A 16,885-nucleotide genomic window follows, 5' to 3' on the forward strand; every position below is an offset into this window, starting at 1 on the left:
GATAAACATGAAATCAAAACACGAGCCTCATATAATCTTGGGAATATGGCCCATAAGTTTCTACCCAGTTACCGTAAATGACTGGACTATGCAGGATAGTGAACAAAACTGACATGGCGTTTTAAAAGCGAACAGCGCTTACCATGGCCCGGTTTGTGTTGCTTCCTAACAATGCAATACAAACCGGGCCTTTTTGTTCGGCGTTTGACAAGCTACTTAGGTTTGGGAAGCGTGTCAAACGATACAAAATCGAATAATAGCTTAAAGGTGGGGACAAAATGAAGCCGCTTGTAGGTGTCATCATGGGAAGTACATCTGATTGGGAAACAATGAAACATGCGTGCGATATCTTAGAGGAATTAAACATTCCGTATGAAAAACAGGTTGTATCCGCACATCGGACACCTGATTTGATGTTTGAATATGCGACTGAAGCAAGAGGTAAAGGACTCAAGGTCATTATTGCCGGTGCTGGAGGCGCAGCACATTTACCGGGGATGGTCGCAGCAAAAACGACACTGCCGGTCATTGGTGTGCCCGTACAATCAAAAGCATTAAACGGGCTGGATTCCTTATTATCCATCGTTCAAATGCCAGGCGGTGTACCTGTTGCCACAGTGGCAATTGGCAAAGCCGGTGCAACAAATGCAGGCCTTTTAGCTGCACAAATGATTTCAGCATTCGATGAAGCCGTTGCAGCACGCCTTGAAGAAAGAAGAGAGCAAACAAAACAAACTGTATTAGAAAGCAGTGATCAGCTTGGCTAAGCAGACCATTTTTCCAAACGCAACCATTGGTATCATCGGCGGCGGACAGCTTGGCAGATACATGGCCGTCAGTGCAAAGCAAATGGGCTACCGGGCAGCAGTCCTTGACCCAGTCACACTTTCTCCTTGTGGACAGGTTGCTGATACAGAAATTACAGCCGCATACAGTGACCTTGAAGCGATCAGACAGCTGGCGGACATCAGCGATGTGGTCACATATGAATTTGAAAATATTGATTATGATGCACTCAATCAGCTGAAGGAAGAGGCGTATTTACCGCAAGGAAGCGAACTCCTTCTTTTAACCCAAAACCGTGAAACGGAGAAAAAAGGGATTGTAGATGCAGGCTGTGAAGTCGCCCCTTATCGCATCGTTCATGATGAGAAGGAGCTGAAAGATGCAGTAAATGCGCTTGGTTTGCCAGCTGTGCTGAAAACATGCAGAGGCGGTTACGACGGTAAAGGACAGTACGTTATCAAAGAGAAGGATCAGCTTCATGAAGCGGCTGCACTTCTCACGCATGGAACGTGCATTTTAGAAAGCTGGGTTCCTTTCCAAATGGAACTGTCCGTGATTGTGACGCGGTCTGTTCATGGGGAAATTGCGACATTCCCAGTCGCTGAGAACATTCATAAGCACAATATTTTATTCCAAAGCATCGTGCCTGCTCGGGTAGATGGCAGCATTCAGGAGAAAGCAAAAGAGCTGGCAACAACGCTTGCTGAAAAGCTAGGGCTGGTCGGTACGCTTGCTGTTGAACTGTTCCTGACAAATGAAGGGAAGCTGCTCGTCAATGAACTGGCACCGCGCCCGCATAACTCTGGACATTACACATTGGATTTATGTGAGACGAGTCAGTTTGAACAGCACATTCGCGCCATATGCGGTTTGCCGCTTGGCGGAACAGCTCTTTTATCAGAGGGTATGATGGTGAATTTGCTGGGCGATGAAGTGGACATCCCAAAAGAACATCCTGAGCTTTTAAAGGAAGCGAAGCTTTATCTATATGGCAAACATGAAGTAAAAGCCGGCCGCAAAATGGGGCATATGACATTTATGAAACAGCTTGATGATGAATGGATGGCAAACATCACAAAGATATGGACTGAAAGAGATGGAGGAAACGGGAAATGATCGAACGTTACGCACGACCAGAAATGTCAGCAATCTGGACAGAGGAAAACAAATTTAATGCATGGCTTGAAGTAGAAATTCTCGCTTGTGAAGCTTGGGCAGAACTTGGCATCATTCCGAAAGAAGACGTTGTGACAATGCGCAAGAATGCAAGCTTTGATATTGGACGTATTTTGGAGATTGAACAAGACACGCGCCACGACGTGGTTGCCTTTACGCGTGCTGTATCTGAATCTCTAGGAGAAGAAAGAAAGTGGGTTCATTACGGGTTAACATCTACAGACGTAGTGGATACGGCGCTTTCATATCTATTAAAACAGGCGAACGATATTTTGCTCAAGGACATTGAGAGATTTGTTGACATACTAAAAGAAAAAGCAAAAGAGCACAAATATACAGTCATGATGGGCCGTACGCACGGTGTACACGCTGAACCGACAACATTTGGCTTGAAGCTTGCTCTTTGGTACGAGGAAATGAAGCGTAACTTAGAACGTTTTAAACAAGCAAAAGCCGGCATCGAATACGGCAAAATCTCTGGTGCTGTTGGCACATATGCGAACATCGACCCGTTTGTTGAGCAATATGTATGTGAGAAACTTGGCATCAAAGCTGCACCAATTTCAACCCAAACCTTGCAGCGTGACCGTCATGCCGATTACATGGCAACCCTTGCTTTAGTGGCAACAAGCATTGAAAAATTTGCTGTTGAAATTCGTGGTCTTCAAAAGAGTGAAACACGTGAAGTAGAAGAGTTCTTTGCAAAAGGACAAAAAGGATCATCCGCGATGCCTCATAAACGAAACCCGATCGGTTCTGAAAATATGACGGGGATTGCCCGCGTGATCCGTGGTTATATGCTGACTGCTTATGAAAATGTACCGCTATGGCATGAGCGTGATATTTCTCATTCATCTGCTGAACGCATCATTTTACCAGATGCAACGATTGCACTGAACTATATGCTGAACCGTTTCTCTAACATTGTGAAGAACTTGACGGTGTTCCCTGAGAATATGAAACGCAACATGGACCGCACACTTGGCTTGATCTACTCTCAGCGTGTTCTTCTTGCACTTATTGATACAGGCATGGCACGTGAAGAAGCATATGACACGGTTCAGCCAAAGGCGATGGAAGCTTGGGAGAAACAAGTACCATTCCGTTCATTAGTAGAAGCAGAAGAGAAAATCACTTCACGCTTAACACCTGAACAAATCGCTGACTGCTTCGATTACAACTATCACTTGAAAAATGTCGATATGATTTTCGAACGTCTAGGTCTTGCGTAAGAAATGGGCCGCCTGCTAGTCAGGCGCCTAATCCTGAAAATTGCCAACATTCAAATTAGGAGGCCAATCTGAATGACTGTGAAACAAGAACTTCTCTACGAAGGCAAAGCGAAAAGAATCTATCAGACCGATGACGAGCATATTTTATATGTCGAATATAAAGACTCAGCTACAGCATTTAACGGTGAAAAGAAAGCGGAAATTGAAGGAAAAGGCAGACTGAATAACGAAATTTCTAGCTTGATTTTTCAAATGCTACATGAGAAAGGGATCAACAATCACTTTGTGAAACGCCTATCTGAAACAGAACAGCTCATTCAAAAGGTAGACATCGTACCGCTTGAAGTCGTTGTGCGAAACGTGGTGGCAGGCAGTATGTCAAAACGTCTTGGGATTCCAGAGGGAACGAAACTGGACACACCTTTGATCGAGTTTTACTACAAAGATGATGCACTCGGCGATCCACTCATTACAGAAGATCATATTCGCATTTTACATGCAGCGACACCTGAGCAGGTCGAGGAAATGAAACAAATCACAAGACAAGTGAATGAAGAATTGAAGCAAATCTTCTCAGATTGCCATGTGAATTTAATTGATTTCAAGCTTGAATTCGGAATAGATCACGAGAATCGTATTTTGCTAGCTGATGAGATTTCACCTGATACGTGCAGGCTTTGGGACAAAGACACAAACGAAAAGCTTGATAAAGACGTGTTCAGACGAAACCTGGGCGGCTTAACAAATGCATACGAAGAAATTTTCAAAAGACTTGGAGGCCATAAACATGTATAAAGTGAAAATTTTTGTCAGCTTAAAAGAGAGCGTTCTTGATCCACAAGGAAGTGCCGTGCAGCACGCTTTGCATAGCATGTCTTATCAGGAAGTAAAGGATGTCCGTATCGGGAAATATATGGAGCTAGTCATTGAGAAATCAGAACGTGACTTAGATACAGTGGTCAAAGAAATGTGTGAAAAATTGCTTGCCAATACGGTGATTGAAGATTACCGCTATGAGGTGGAGGAGGTTGTCGCACAGTGAAGTTTGCAGTGATCGTCTTGCCTGGCTCTAACTGTGATATCGATATGTACCATGCGATTCAAGATGAGTTAGGTGAACAAGTTGAATATGTATGGCACGACGAAACGAGTCTTGATGGTTTTGACGGTGTACTCGTACCAGGCGGTTTCTCTTATGGGGATTACTTAAGATGCGGTGCGATTGCTCGTTTTTCTAACATCATGCCGGCTGTGAAAAAAGCAGCTGCGGAAGGAAAACCTGTTCTTGGTGTTTGTAACGGGTTCCAAATTCTTCAGGAGCTTGGCATTCTGCCAGGCGCAATGAGACGGAATAAAGATCTGAAATTTATCTGTCGTCCAGTTGAACTCATTGTAGAGAACAACGAAACGCAATTTACAAGCGGCTATCAAAAAGGTGAATCGATTACGATTCCTGTAGCACACGGTGAAGGTAACTTCTACTGTGACGAAGACACGTTAGCGAAGCTGATTGAACGAGGCCAAATCGCTTTCACTTACGGTGACGATATTAACGGCAGTGTCAATCGAATTGCAGGTGTAACGAATGAACAGGGCAATGTACTCGGCATGATGCCGCACCCTGAGCGCGCGGTTGACTCATTACTAGGCAGCGCAGACGGACTTAAATTGTTTCAATCTATCGTGAAAAATTGGAGGGACACTCATGTCACTACTGCTTGAACCAAGTCACAAGCAAATTAAAGAAGAGAAATTGTATCAGCAAATGGGATTGAGTGATGAAGAATTCGCTTTAATCGAATCCATTATTGGCAGGCTGCCAAACTACACAGAAACGGGCATCTTTTCTGTCATGTGGTCAGAGCATTGCAGTTATAAAAACTCAAAGCCTGTTTTAAGCAAATTCCCGACAAAAGGAGAGCATGTTCTTCAAGGTCCTGGGGAAGGCGCTGGAATCGTTGATATTGGAGACAACCAAGCGGTTGTATTTAAAATCGAATCACATAACCATCCATCTGCAATTGAACCGTATCAAGGAGCGGCAACAGGTGTCGGCGGAATCATCCGTGATGTATTCTCCATGGGGGCTCGTCCAATTGCGGTATTAAACTCTCTTCGTTTTGGTGAACTGACTTCACCGCGCGTGAAGTACTTGTTTGAAGAAGTAGTGGCAGGGATTGCAGGCTATGGAAACTGTATCGGTATTCCAACAGTCGGCGGAGAAGTTCATTTTGATCAAAGCTATGAAGGCAACCCGCTCGTTAACGCGATGTGTGTAGGGTTAATCAACCATGAAGACATCAAGAAAGGGCAGGCAAAAGGTGTTGGCAATACGGTCATGTACGTTGGTGCTAAAACGGGACGTGACGGGATTCACGGTGCAACATTTGCGTCTGAAGAATTTTCTGATGAATCAGAAGAAAAACGTTCAGCGGTTCAAGTCGGCGATCCGTTCATGGAAAAGCTTTTGCTTGAAGCATGCCTTGAAGTCATCAAAAATGATGCGCTTGTGGGCATTCAAGATATGGGAGCGGCTGGCTTAACTAGCTCAAGTGCAGAGATGGCAAGTAAAGCCGGTTCAGGTATCGAAATGAACTTAGACCTGATCCCTCAGCGTGAAACCGGCATGTCAGCGTATGAAATGATGCTGTCTGAATCCCAAGAGAGAATGCTGTTGGTCATTGAAAAAGGCCGTGAGCAAGAAATCATTGATATTTTTGAAAAATACGATCTTGAAGCAGTCTCAGTCGGTCATGTGACAGATGATAAAATGCTTCGTTTACTCCATCAAGGAGAAGTAGTGTGTGAGCTTCCAGTTGATGCACTTGCAGAAGAAGCACCGGTTTATCACAAGCCGTCAAGTGAGCCTGCATACTATCGCGAGTTTTTAGAAACAAAAGTGGAAGCTCCAGCGATCACAGATGCAGCAGATACGTTGAAACAGCTGTTAAAACAGCCAACGATTGCGAGTAAAGAATGGGTTTACGATCAATACGACTATATGGTTCGTACAAACACAGTCGTTGCACCTGGCTCTGATGCGGGCGTGCTCAGAATCCGTGGGACGAAAAAAGCTCTTGCGATGACAACAGATTGTAACGCACGTTATCTCTACCTTGATCCAGAGGTTGGCGGTAAGATCGCAGTTGCAGAAGCCGCACGTAACATTGTCTGCTCAGGCGCTCGTCCGCTTGCAGTAACAGATAACTTGAACTTCGGTAACCCGGAGAAACCAGAAATCTTCTGGCAGATTGAAAAGTCTGCTGACGGCATTAGCGAAGCTTGCCGTACATTAAGCACACCGGTCATCGGCGGTAACGTCTCTTTATATAACGAGTCAAATGGAACAGCCATTTACCCAACGCCAGTTATTGGCATGGTTGGTTTGATTGAAGATACAGCTCATATTACGACTCAATCGTTCCAACAGGCAGGCGATGTGATTTTCGTCATTGGTGAAACGAAGGAAGAATTTGCAGGCAGTGAGCTTCAAAAAATGACAGAAGGCCGTATCTACGGAAAAGCACCAGAAATTGATTTGGATGTAGAACTGGCGCGTCAAGAAGCCCTATTAGCAGCGATTCAAAACGGACTTGTTCAGTCAGCACATGATGTCTCTGAAGGCGGTCTTGGTGTAGCACTAGCTGAAAGTACATTTGGAACAGATGGTCTTGGCGCTGATATCCAGATCGATCTAAACAGCGCAGCATCACTATTCAGTGAATCACAGTCACGTTTTGTCGTCACAGTGAAACCAGAAAATCGCGAAGCGTTTGCTGCGGCTGTGCAAGATGCAAAAGAAGTCGGAACGGTCACAAATGATGGTGTATTCACTGTCAAAAATCAAGAAGGACAACAATGGATTCATGCGGCAGTCAACGAGCTTGAACGCGCATGGAAAGGAGCGATCCCATGCTTGCTGAAATCAGAGGCTTAAACGAAGAATGTGGCGTCTTTGGGGTTTGGGGACACGAAGAAGCCCCGCAAATCACATATTACGGATTGCATAGCCTTCAGCACCGAGGACAAGAAGGTGCGGGAATTATTGCAACAGACGGTGAAAACTTGACGTCACACAAAGGCCTTGGACTGATTACGGAAGTGTTCCAAAATGGTGAGCTTAAGGATTTAAAGGGAAAAGGTGCGATCGGACACGTTCGGTATGCGACAGCAGGCGGAGGCGGCTTTGAGAATGTGCAGCCCCTCTTCTTCCGCTCGCAAAACAATGGCAGTCTTGCCCTTGCTCATAATGGAAACTTGGTCAATGCAACGCAATTAAAACAGCAGCTAGAGAACCAAGGAAGTATTTTTCAAACGTCTTCTGATACCGAAGTGCTCGCTCACTTAATTAAGCGTAGCGGATATATGGATTTGAAGGATCAAATCAAAAATGCTCTGTCTATGTTAAAAGGAGCTTATGCTTTCCTAATCATGACGGAAACAGAAATGATCGTAGCGCTTGATCCGAACGGATTACGTCCACTTTCACTTGGTATGCTTGGGGATGCTTATGTTGTCGCTTCTGAAACATGTGCCTTTGATGTCGTTGGTGCTACCTATTTACGAGATGTAGAGCCTGGCGAAATGCTGATCATTAATGATGAAGGCTTAAAATCTGAGCGCTTCTCGATGAACATTAACCGCAGCATGTGCAGCATGGAATACATTTATTTCTCAAGACCGGACAGCAATATCAATGGCATCAACGTGCATAGTGCGAGAAAGAATCTTGGTAAGAAACTTGCAGAAGAAGCACATGTCGAAGCAGATGTCGTGACAGGTGTGCCAGACTCCAGTATTTCTGCAGCGATTGGCTATGCCGAAGCAACAGGTATTCCATATGAGCTAGGTTTAATTAAAAACCGTTATGTTGGCCGGACATTTATTCAGCCGTCTCAAGCATTGCGTGAGCAGGGCGTGCGCATGAAGCTGTCTGCTGTGCGCGGGGTGGTCGAAGGCAAACGTGTCGTCATGGTGGATGATTCCATCGTACGCGGAACCACAAGCCGCCGGATTGTGACGATGCTAAGAGAAGCGGGAGCGACGGAAGTGCATGTACGCATTAGTTCACCGCCAATCGCTCATCCGTGTTTTTATGGAATTGATACGTCTACACACGAAGAGCTGATTGCATCATCTCATTCAGTGGAAGAAATTAGACAGGAAATCGGTGCAGACACCATTGCATTTTTATCTGTAGACGGTTTAATGGACGGGATTGGCAGAAAGTATGATGATCCGCAGCGTGGTCAGTGTTTAGCATGTTTTACTGGAAAATACCCGACCGAAATTTATGAAGATACTGTCCTTCCTCATGTGAAGGAAACAGTCCTGACGAAATAATCGAATAATGGAGCAGCAGTCAACGTGATTTGATATGCTGCTCTTTCATTCTGCCGAAAATACATGGAAGACAAGCAGATAAAAGGAGTGAATGGGATGTCAGAAGCATATAAAAACGCCGGTGTCGACATCGAAGCAGGATACGAAGCCGTTAAACGAATGAAAACACACGTAGAACGTACAAAAAGAGCAGGTGTCATGGGGGCTCTAGGCGGATTTGGCGGTATGTTTGATTTATCTGAACTGCCATACAAAAAGCCCGTTCTTGTCTCAGGAACAGATGGTGTTGGTACGAAATTAAAGCTGGCATTTTTAATGGATCAACACGATACGATCGGTGTAGATGCTGTTGCTATGTGTGTGAACGATGTACTTGCACAAGGGGCAGAGCCGCTCTTTTTCTTAGATTACTTAGCAGTTGGAAAAGCAGATCCTTTGAAAATTGAATCCATCGTCAAAGGTGTAGCTGACGGATGCGAGCAGTCTGGTTCAGCGCTTGTCGGCGGAGAGACTGCAGAAATGCCGGGTCTTTACACAGAAGAAGAATATGATATTGCTGGATTTTCTGTAGGTGTCGTTGAAAAGGATGAAATCGTCACAGGTGAGAACATCAAGGAAGGGCATTTGCTGATTGGACTCAGCTCTAGCGGAATTCATAGCAATGGCTATTCTCTTGTACGAAAAGTATTGCTGGAAGACGCAGGTCTAGACCTTCACCAAACGTATGAACCTTTTACAAGACCGCTTGGAGAAGAGCTGCTGGAACCGACGAAAATTTATGTCAAGCCTGTTCTTAAACAAGTGAAAGCTGGCAAGGTTGACGGTATGGCACATGTGACAGGCGGCGGCTTTATTGAGAATTTACCACGTATGCTACCTGAAGGACTTGGTGTGGAGATTGATAATGGCTCATGGCCGGTCCCGCCTATTTTCTCCTTTATTCAAGAAAAAGGGCAATTGAAAGCAGAAGACATGTTCAATGTATTTAATATGGGCATCGGCTTTGTCCTAGCCGTCAAAGAGGATGATCTCGTCGATGTGATCAGTGGACTTGAACAAGACGGAGAGAAAGCCTTTCTTATCGGACGAGTTCAAAAAGGAGAAGGCGTCACTTTCGGTGGTGGAAGCCTCTCATGAAAAAGTTTGCGATCTTCGCCTCTGGAAGCGGGACAAATTTTCAAGCCATTATTGATACGTTAAAAGAAGAACAGTGGCCGGCAAAAGCCGCCATTGTGATCTGTGATAAACCGGGTGCGAAGGTGCTGGAGCGGGCAGAGAAAGAGGGCATTCCGTCTTTTTCTTTTACGCCGAAGGCTTTCCCAAGTAAAGCCGCTTTTGAGCAAACCATCATTGAACAGCTGAAGCTGCATGAAGTGGAATGGATTTTCCTCGCTGGGTATATGCGACTGATCGGCCCGACATTGCTTGATGCATTTAGAGGGAAAATCGTGAATATCCACCCTTCTTTACTGCCAGCATTTCCTGGACTCGATGCGATTGGACAAGCCTATCAAGCAGGAGTCAAAGTGGCTGGCATCACGGTTCATTATGTCGACGAAGGCATGGATACCGGCCCGATTATTGACCAAGCCGCCATTCATATTGAACAAGGGGAAGACCTTGAATCCATTGAAAAAAGAATGCATGAATTAGAACATACACTATATCCAAAAGTGATCAAATCACTTTTAGAATTATCTTAATGAGGTGACAAAGGCATGACGATCAAACGCGCATTAATCAGTGTTTCCGATAAAACAAATCTTGTACCTTTTGTGAAAGAACTAACAGAACTTGGCGTTGAAGTGATTTCAACTGGTGGTACACACAAACTTCTTCAAGAGAACGGCATTGATGTCATTGGTATTTCTGAAGTGACTGGCTTCCCAGAAATCATGGACGGACGTCTCAAAACGCTTCATCCGAACATTCACGGTGGACTGTTAGCAGTGAGAGAAAACGATGAGCATATGGCACAGATCGAAAAGCACGGCATTCAGCCGATTGATCTTGTCGTTGTGAATCTATATCCATTCAAAGAGACCATTTCCAAAGACGATGTCACGTATGAAGAAGCGATTGAAAACATTGATATTGGCGGACCGGGTATGCTTCGTGCTGCGTCTAAAAACCATCAGGACGTCACGGTGATTGTAGACCCGCGTGATTATGATTCTGTCGTTCAACAAATCAAAGAAGGCGGCGTATCACTAGAGAAAAAACGTGAGCTTGCAGCAAAAGTATTCCGTCATACAGCTGCTTACGATGCCCTGATTGCGGATTACTTAACGAACTTTGTTGGCGAAACAGAGCCAGAACAGTTCACAGTCACATTTGAGAAAAAGCAATCTCTTCGTTATGGAGAAAACCCGCACCAAGCGGCGACGTTCTATGAAAATGCGCTTCCATGCAAAGGCTCTTTAGCTACTGCAACGCAATTACATGGAAAAGAACTTTCCTACAACAACATCAAAGATGCAGATGCAGCACTTCAAATTGTACGTGAATTTACGGAGCCAGCGGCTGTGGCTGTAAAGCATATGAACCCATGTGGTGTTGGGACAGGGGAAACGATTGCAGAAGCATTTGATCGTGCATTTAAAGCAGATGAAACATCTATTTTCGGCGGCATTGTGGCGCTTAATCGTGAAGTAGACAAGCAAACGGCTGAGGTACTCCATACGATTTTCTTAGAAATCGTCATCGCACCATCGTTTAGCCAAGAAGCACTTGACGTGTTAACAGCGAAAAAGAACCTTCGTCTACTAACATTAGATGTAGAAGCAGATCTTGGGAAAAAAGAAAAGCAGCTCACAAGTGTTCATGGTGGATTGCTCGTTCAGGATATCGACACATACGGCTTAGAGGAAGCAACGATCTCTATCCCAACGAAAAGAGAGCCGACTGAAGACGAATGGAAAGACTTAAAGCTCGCTTGGAAAGTCGTCAAGCATGTGAAATCAAATGCCATCGTTCTAGCGAAGGATCAAATGACAGCAGGTATTGGTGCTGGTCAAATGAACCGTGTTGGCTCGGCTAACATTGCGATTGAGCAAGCAGGTGAAAAAGCAAAAGGCAGTGCACTAGGTTCTGATGCATTTTTCCCAATGGGCGATACAGTGGAAGCTGCTGCAAAGGCAGGCGTCACAGCGATCATCCAGCCAGGTGGTTCCATTCGTGATGAAGAATCAATCCAAAAAGCAGATGAATACGGCATCGCCATGGTCTTCACTGGCGTTAGACATTTCAAACATTAAGGGGATGACAGTGTGAACGTATTAATTATCGGCAGAGGCGGAAGAGAGCATACCATCGCATGGAAAGTGAATCAAAGCGAACTTGTCAGCCAAGTATATGTCGCACCCGGCAATGATGGAATGACAGACGCAGCAAAGCTTGTACCGATCGACGAGGGAGATCATGAGGCGTTAATTCGTTTTGCAAAAGACAATAACATCGGTTTAACAATTGTCGGTCCAGAGGTTCCTTTAATTGCAGGTGTCGTCGATGCATTTGAAGAAGCAGGTCTAAAGGTATTTGGACCGAATGCAAAAGCCGCAGTCATTGAAGGCTCAAAAGAATTTGCAAAAGACTTAATGAAAAATTATGAGATCCCGACAGCCGCTTACGCCACTTTTACATCGTTTGAAGAAGCGAAGGCATATGTGGAAGAAAAGGGTGCCCCAATTGTCATTAAAGCAGATGGGCTTGCCGCAGGAAAAGGCGTGACAGTGGCAATGACGCTTGAAGAGGCAATCAACTGCCTACATGACTTTTTAGAGGATGAAAAGTTTGGCGATGCGAGTGCATCGGTTGTCATTGAAGAATTTTTAACAGGTGAAGAGTTTTCTCTGATGGCCTTTGTCAATGGAGAAAAGGTGTATCCGATGGTGATCGCACAGGATCATAAACGGGCATTTGAAGATGACAAAGGACCAAACACCGGCGGGATGGGCGCTTATTCACCGGTTCCACAAATTTCTGATGAAGTCGTACAAAAAGCGGTGGAAGACGTCGTCAAACCAGCAGCTCTCGCGATGGTGCAGGAAGAGCGTTCGTTTACAGGCATTTTATATGCGGGCTTAATGCTGACACCAGAAGGCTCTAAGGTCATTGAGTTCAATGCACGCTTTGGCGACCCTGAAACGCAAGTAGTGCTTCCTCGTCTTGAATCAGATCTAGTTCAAGTCTTCCTAGACATTCTAGATGGAAAAGATGTGGACTTGCAGTGGAAAGACACAGCCGCTGTCAGTGTCGTTCTTGCATCAGAAGGATACCCGGAAGACTACGCAAAAGGCACACCAATCGGTGCTTTGCAAACAACGGTCTCTGATGTCGTCACCTTCCACGCAGGAACAAAAAAGGAAAACGATCAATTCGTCACAAATGGCGGCCGTGTAGCAAATGTGACCGCATTTGACGACACATTTGAAGCGGCAAGATCAAGAGTGTATGAAGCGGTTGAAGAAATCATTCAGCCAGGTTTATTTTATCGCCGTGACATTGGCGCCCGTGCGCTGAAGGCTGCGGGGAAAACTACATGATTATACTAGACTCTCTCACTATGTGAGTGGGTCTTTTTTTATATTATAAAACTCACAGATAAACCTTAAAATTACTTTAAATGTATAAAAAAACCTTTTTATTTTCATTTTAATGTTATAAATTTAATATATTACAAAGGGAGGTATAATAATGAAAAAAGTGATGTCATCAGTTCTTCTAGTTCTCGTATTAGTAAGCTCAGCTTTTGCTATTCCTGCACCAACTTCTGCTAAAGAATTTGGTTCTATCAATCTTAATAAGGTTCATAATTTAGGTAAAACAGGAAATACCAAAATTGAAAAAATTTCATATGATCAATATGTTAAGGAAGTATCCAAATCAAGGGGTATCTCTAAGAAAGAAGTTCAAAAATCTTCTACAAATTTATCAAAGAAACAATTTAGTACAGCTGCAACAAAATACAGTATGCATAAAATGACAATTGTTCAGGATGTAGGTTTTTTATATCAACCTAAAGTTCAAATTTATGCTTGGACATATGCGAGTGGATCATTTGTACAATTTAAATATATTGAAGATATAGACTTAGACAGATATTCTAGCCTTGGTTCAAAACATTTTGCTGGTAAAGTTAAAGCAAAAATAACTTCTCCAACTGCTATTTGGTGGTATGTAAATGGAGACTTCTATAATAATGGAACCACTAATGTATCAATAAGTGGAAGTGGTTCTGCAGCAGTAAAAGGGGTAACAGTAACTGGTAGTTTCTCAGTTTCTAAATCTTCAAATCATTATAAATATTGGAATAATAGTGGTACTAAACATCGTTAATTATAGAAATTATTTTCTGAAATTTTCGAGAAAATTGGTTTAATCAAAACACCTTTCTATCTGACGAGATGGAAAGGTGTTTTTTCTTCTTTTGATGATTAGAAGGGATAAAGCCCGAATATGGAGAAGTGTTATTGGATGACCCATTCACGAGGAGGCAACATGGAATTTAAGGCAATTATTCTCTTTGCAATATTCATGATCATTTTATTTCTCATAAACATAAATAATATTATGTTATTTGCCATTAAACACAATAAAATGAAAAAAGCTTCAGCCATTAGTTATATGATCCTATCCATTTTTTCTGGCGTTGCTATTTCTTCATTTTTAATTTGGAAGTTTTTCATTAGCTAAGAGGGGAATGAGTGTATGGTGCAATTAAAGAAACTTGCAAACGAGCGTTTTTCTGCTTTGATCTGTATGGATCCATTCAATGAGCGAATTCGTTTGGATGACTATAGCGGCAGGGTGCAGGATGTGATTCAATCCGTGCTTCAGGAAGCGGCGGACTGCAAGGCGTCTAAGGTTATTGTAAAAGTAAGGCGCGAGCATATGCCTCTTTTTTTAGCAAAAGGCTTTCGGCTTGAAGGCGTGTTTTCTCATTATTTCCTCGGAAGTGATGCGTACGGCATGTCGCTCTTTCTGACCGAAGATCGAATGAACAGCCCATTTTGGCTGAAGGAAGATGAAATCGTTGCGTCTATTCAAGAAAAGCCGATGAAAAAAGACCAAGGCGTGTGGCAAGATGAGTATGTGATGAGGAAAGCTGGTCCAGAGGATGTGCACAAGCTGGCAGCGCTCTATGATACGGTCTTTGAAACGTACCCCACGCCAATGAACGAGCCAGATTACATCCAAAAGGTAATGGAGGAAGGGACGGTTTTTTATGCCGTTGAACATGACGGTCAACTTGTAAGTGCCGCATCCGCTGAAATCAATGTGCTGTATGGTCATGCAGAATTAACAGATTGTGCAACCCTTCCCACATACAGAAAACTAGGATTCATGCATCATTTGATTCTAGCCCTCGAACAAGAGCTTCAATCCATGCACATTTATGTCTTTTATTCTCTCGCCCGTGCACTGTCCTATGGAATGAATCAAGTATTTTATCAGCTCGGGTATACATACACCGGACGCTTTCAAAACAACTGCTATATTTTTGACAAAATTGAAGATATGAATCTATGGGTCAAAACGCCAAATGAATCATGAAATGGTTCTCATCTGATCAAGCAGACCAGATAGGCGGTACGCCATGATACTCAGCTGCAGCTTCATCCGATCATCAGTGGATTTGAGGCTGCAGCCTGTTCTCGTTTCAATTTGTTTCAACCGGTAGCTTAACGTATGCCGGTGAATAAACAATTCCCCCGCTGACTTTTGAATATTTTCATTGTGTGCCAAATACACTTCGAGTGTATGAATGAGGTCAGCTCCTTGTTTTTTTGTATAAAGCAGCGGGCTTAACAGCTCCACATAAAAGTCATGCAAATTCATTCCGGCTTCGTTCATTTCAAGCAGCATCCCATATAGGCCGAGCTTCTGATAATGAATGATGCTGTCATCTGTTTTCAAAAGAGGAAGAAGCCTTGCTGCATACTGGGCTTCTTTTGCACTTTTAGCAAAGAGACTGATCTGGTCGTAGGCTCTTCCAATGCCAATCACAATGGGATGGACGGGGAAAAAATAAGACCAAGTACTGCGGCATTCTTCTGATGCACGATACCAATTTGTTTCTTGATATGTGTTTTTTCCTGCGGGTGTCAGAACGAAAATGGAATCAAGCCTTGCTTTTAATAAAAAAGGAATTTGTCTGCGTTCAAAAATGGATGTGAGCAATTGGGATAGGCGCTGCACCATTTGATGATCGAGCTGTGTGTGCTGATGCTGAAATTGAAAGTAGATGACGACTTGTTCTTCGCTCATATCATATTGCAGCTTTCTTGCTTGTTCGATGACATAACTTTCTTCTGTGTATTGCTGTTGTAGCATATCATCCAATAAATGCCCCTGCATTTGGTTTTCTGTATCTTGAATGGCTTTTTGTTTCAACCATTCAATCGCATACACCGCACCGGCATGCTCAATGGCGATGGCATCGAGATGGTGCCACGTCTCTTTTTTCTTTAACGCCACAATGAACCCGAAAATATCCCCCATTGCAATCACAGGGCATGCCGCTAGAACAAACGCACCATATGTGTCATAGACGAGCCTGCCTTTTTCCTCTGCCTGCTTGAGCAGAGAAGAGGTTTCAATCGGTTCGTCATCTGTTAGAAAGCCAAAAGCAGGAGAATAGGTCACTTCGTCTGTTTCGAGATGAGCTGCTGTTTGGTGCAAAAACACATCCAGTACGACGATATTTGCTGCTGTGAGATGTGCCAGTTCATCCGTAATTTGCGTGACATTTTTATTGCTCACATTTAAATGGGTCAGTCTTTGATGAATCGCAGAAGAATATTTGAGCTGATGGAGCTGACTGCTGACGATTTGTTCTAGAACGGCTTTTGTGATGTCTGAAAAATTGACATGGGGCGGAATCTCGATGAGCGGAATACCGCTATTATCGGCGGCTTCAATGAGTGATGCGGGAATTTCCGTTAAGTACACGCCTTTATAAATGGCAATGGCTGAAAGACGATGAGATTGAATCAATTGTTCAAGCCGGATGCGTCTTTCTTTATTTTCTGTCAGCCCAAATCCAGTTGTAACAAGTAATTCTCCTTCGGAAAGTCTAGACGTGTCCTCAATAATTTCCACAATGGTCACCCACTGGATAAGACGATCCAGTCCATTTTCTCCAGCAAGCAGTTTGGTTTCTTTCATCATATCGAGCGAGAGTGCATCTTTGACGAGAATCGCCATAGACTCATGACCTCCTTTTGAACACTCTTATACACCATGTATAAAAAACACATGTGAAATTCGGGCATATGGCGAATGGAGGATGACTGCCCTCTTGATTAAGCTAATCTTATACCAAGTATACAAAATTTTCTTGCGAT

At 43.7% G+C, this 16,885-nt stretch carries 15 protein-coding genes and 1 riboswitch; of the genes, 14 read left to right on the top strand and 1 reads right to left on the bottom strand.

Annotation, left to right across the window (positions count from 1 at the left end; genetic code table 11):
- Window positions 1-7: 7 nt before the first annotated feature.
- A riboswitch (purine riboswitch) is annotated at window positions 8-109 on the top strand.
- Window positions 110-278: 169 nt separating this feature from the next.
- From purE to ablB, 14 genes are all read left to right on the top strand, one after another.
- A complete protein-coding gene (gene purE, locus NSQ17_RS03325; RefSeq protein ID WP_017359824.1) occupies window positions 279-767 on the top strand; it encodes a 5-(carboxyamino)imidazole ribonucleotide mutase in 489 nt (162 codons plus the stop codon).
- A complete protein-coding gene (purK, locus tag NSQ17_RS03330; RefSeq protein WP_025206860.1) occupies window positions 760-1,902 on the top strand; it encodes a 5-(carboxyamino)imidazole ribonucleotide synthase in 1,143 nt (380 codons plus the stop codon). The genes purE and purK overlap by 8 nt, the downstream gene beginning before the upstream one ends.
- Window positions 1,899-3,194, top strand: a complete 1,296-nt coding sequence (gene purB / locus NSQ17_RS03335) for an adenylosuccinate lyase (RefSeq protein WP_008344295.1) — start codon at window positions 1,899-1,901, stop codon at window positions 3,192-3,194. The genes purK and purB overlap by 4 nt, the downstream gene beginning before the upstream one ends.
- Before the next feature lie 72 nt (window positions 3,195-3,266).
- Window positions 3,267-3,989: a phosphoribosylaminoimidazolesuccinocarboxamide synthase gene (gene purC / locus NSQ17_RS03340; protein ID WP_007496901.1), complete on the top strand. Its 723-nt coding sequence runs from the start codon at window positions 3,267-3,269 to the stop codon at window positions 3,987-3,989.
- A complete protein-coding gene (gene purS / locus NSQ17_RS03345) occupies window positions 3,982-4,236 on the top strand; it encodes a phosphoribosylformylglycinamidine synthase subunit PurS (protein ID WP_008344293.1) in 255 nt (84 codons plus the stop codon). The genes purC and purS overlap by 8 nt, the downstream gene beginning before the upstream one ends.
- The gene (gene purQ / locus NSQ17_RS03350; RefSeq protein WP_008344292.1) at window positions 4,233-4,916 is read left to right on the top strand and encodes a phosphoribosylformylglycinamidine synthase subunit PurQ; all 684 of its coding nucleotides are present in this window, start codon (window positions 4,233-4,235) and stop codon (window positions 4,914-4,916) included. Before purS ends, purQ begins: the two co-directional genes overlap by 4 nt.
- Window positions 4,900-7,131 carry a phosphoribosylformylglycinamidine synthase subunit PurL gene (purL, locus tag NSQ17_RS03355; RefSeq protein ID WP_008344291.1) on the top strand — a complete coding sequence of 744 codons (2,232 nt, stop codon included), beginning with the start codon at window positions 4,900-4,902 and terminating at the stop codon, window positions 7,129-7,131. The genes purQ and purL overlap by 17 nt, the downstream gene beginning before the upstream one ends.
- The gene (gene purF / locus NSQ17_RS03360; RefSeq protein WP_017359819.1) at window positions 7,107-8,537 is read left to right on the top strand and encodes an amidophosphoribosyltransferase; all 1,431 of its coding nucleotides are present in this window, start codon (window positions 7,107-7,109) and stop codon (window positions 8,535-8,537) included. The genes purL and purF overlap by 25 nt, the downstream gene beginning before the upstream one ends.
- A 96-nt stretch (window positions 8,538-8,633) precedes the next feature.
- On the top strand, window positions 8,634-9,674 hold the full coding sequence (gene purM, locus NSQ17_RS03365) for a phosphoribosylformylglycinamidine cyclo-ligase (protein WP_019743757.1): 1,041 nt from the start codon (window positions 8,634-8,636) through the stop codon (window positions 9,672-9,674).
- Window positions 9,671-10,240, top strand: a complete 570-nt coding sequence (gene purN, locus NSQ17_RS03370) for a phosphoribosylglycinamide formyltransferase (protein ID WP_008344288.1) — start codon at window positions 9,671-9,673, stop codon at window positions 10,238-10,240. The genes purM and purN overlap by 4 nt, the downstream gene beginning before the upstream one ends.
- 15 nt (window positions 10,241-10,255) lie before the next feature.
- A complete protein-coding gene (gene purH, locus NSQ17_RS03375; protein ID WP_243824955.1) occupies window positions 10,256-11,794 on the top strand; it encodes a bifunctional phosphoribosylaminoimidazolecarboxamide formyltransferase/IMP cyclohydrolase in 1,539 nt (512 codons plus the stop codon).
- Between the two features lie 12 nt (window positions 11,795-11,806).
- Window positions 11,807-13,081: a phosphoribosylamine--glycine ligase gene (gene purD / locus NSQ17_RS03380; RefSeq protein WP_342467849.1), complete on the top strand. Its 1,275-nt coding sequence runs from the start codon at window positions 11,807-11,809 to the stop codon at window positions 13,079-13,081.
- Between the two features lie 151 nt (window positions 13,082-13,232).
- Window positions 13,233-13,874 (top strand): hypothetical protein, encoded by a 642-nt coding sequence (locus NSQ17_RS03385; protein ID WP_342467850.1) that lies wholly within the window; start codon window positions 13,233-13,235, stop codon window positions 13,872-13,874.
- A 372-nt stretch (window positions 13,875-14,246) separates the two neighbouring features.
- Window positions 14,247-15,092, top strand: coding sequence for a putative beta-lysine N-acetyltransferase (gene ablB / locus NSQ17_RS03390; protein WP_138278180.1), 846 nt, complete (start codon window positions 14,247-14,249; stop codon window positions 15,090-15,092).
- Here the strand turns inward: ablB and NSQ17_RS03395 are convergent.
- A complete protein-coding gene (locus NSQ17_RS03395; RefSeq protein ID WP_144667843.1) occupies window positions 15,087-16,745 on the bottom strand; it encodes a PucR family transcriptional regulator in 1,659 nt (552 codons plus the stop codon). The genes ablB and NSQ17_RS03395 overlap by 6 nt on opposite strands.
- Window positions 16,746-16,885: the final 140 nt, after the last annotated feature.

Source organism: Bacillus sp. FSL W8-0629 (assembly GCF_038593225.1).
Taxonomy (GTDB): domain Bacteria; phylum Bacillota; class Bacilli; order Bacillales; family Bacillaceae; genus Bacillus; species Bacillus altitudinis.

Coding starts and splice junctions, on each gene's coding strand:
- NSQ17_RS03385 (WP_342467850.1), top strand. CDS start 13,233: ATGAAAAAAGTGATGTCATCAGTTCTTCTAGTTCTCGTATTAGTAAGC.
- purE (WP_017359824.1), top strand. CDS start 279: ATGAAGCCGCTTGTAGGTGTCATCATGGGAAGTACATCTGATTGGGAA.
- purN (WP_008344288.1), top strand. CDS start 9,671: ATGAAAAAGTTTGCGATCTTCGCCTCTGGAAGCGGGACAAATTTTCAA.
- purL (WP_008344291.1), top strand. CDS start 4,900: ATGTCACTACTGCTTGAACCAAGTCACAAGCAAATTAAAGAAGAGAAA.
- NSQ17_RS03395 (WP_144667843.1), bottom strand. CDS start 16,745: ATGGCGATTCTCGTCAAAGATGCACTCTCGCTCGATATGATGAAAGAA.
- purH (WP_243824955.1), top strand. CDS start 10,256: ATGACGATCAAACGCGCATTAATCAGTGTTTCCGATAAAACAAATCTT.
- purB (WP_008344295.1), top strand. CDS start 1,899: ATGATCGAACGTTACGCACGACCAGAAATGTCAGCAATCTGGACAGAG.
- purF (WP_017359819.1), top strand. CDS start 7,107: ATGCTTGCTGAAATCAGAGGCTTAAACGAAGAATGTGGCGTCTTTGGG.
- purM (WP_019743757.1), top strand. CDS start 8,634: ATGTCAGAAGCATATAAAAACGCCGGTGTCGACATCGAAGCAGGATAC.
- purC (WP_007496901.1), top strand. CDS start 3,267: ATGACTGTGAAACAAGAACTTCTCTACGAAGGCAAAGCGAAAAGAATC.
- purS (WP_008344293.1), top strand. CDS start 3,982: ATGTATAAAGTGAAAATTTTTGTCAGCTTAAAAGAGAGCGTTCTTGAT.
- ablB (WP_138278180.1), top strand. CDS start 14,247: ATGGTGCAATTAAAGAAACTTGCAAACGAGCGTTTTTCTGCTTTGATC.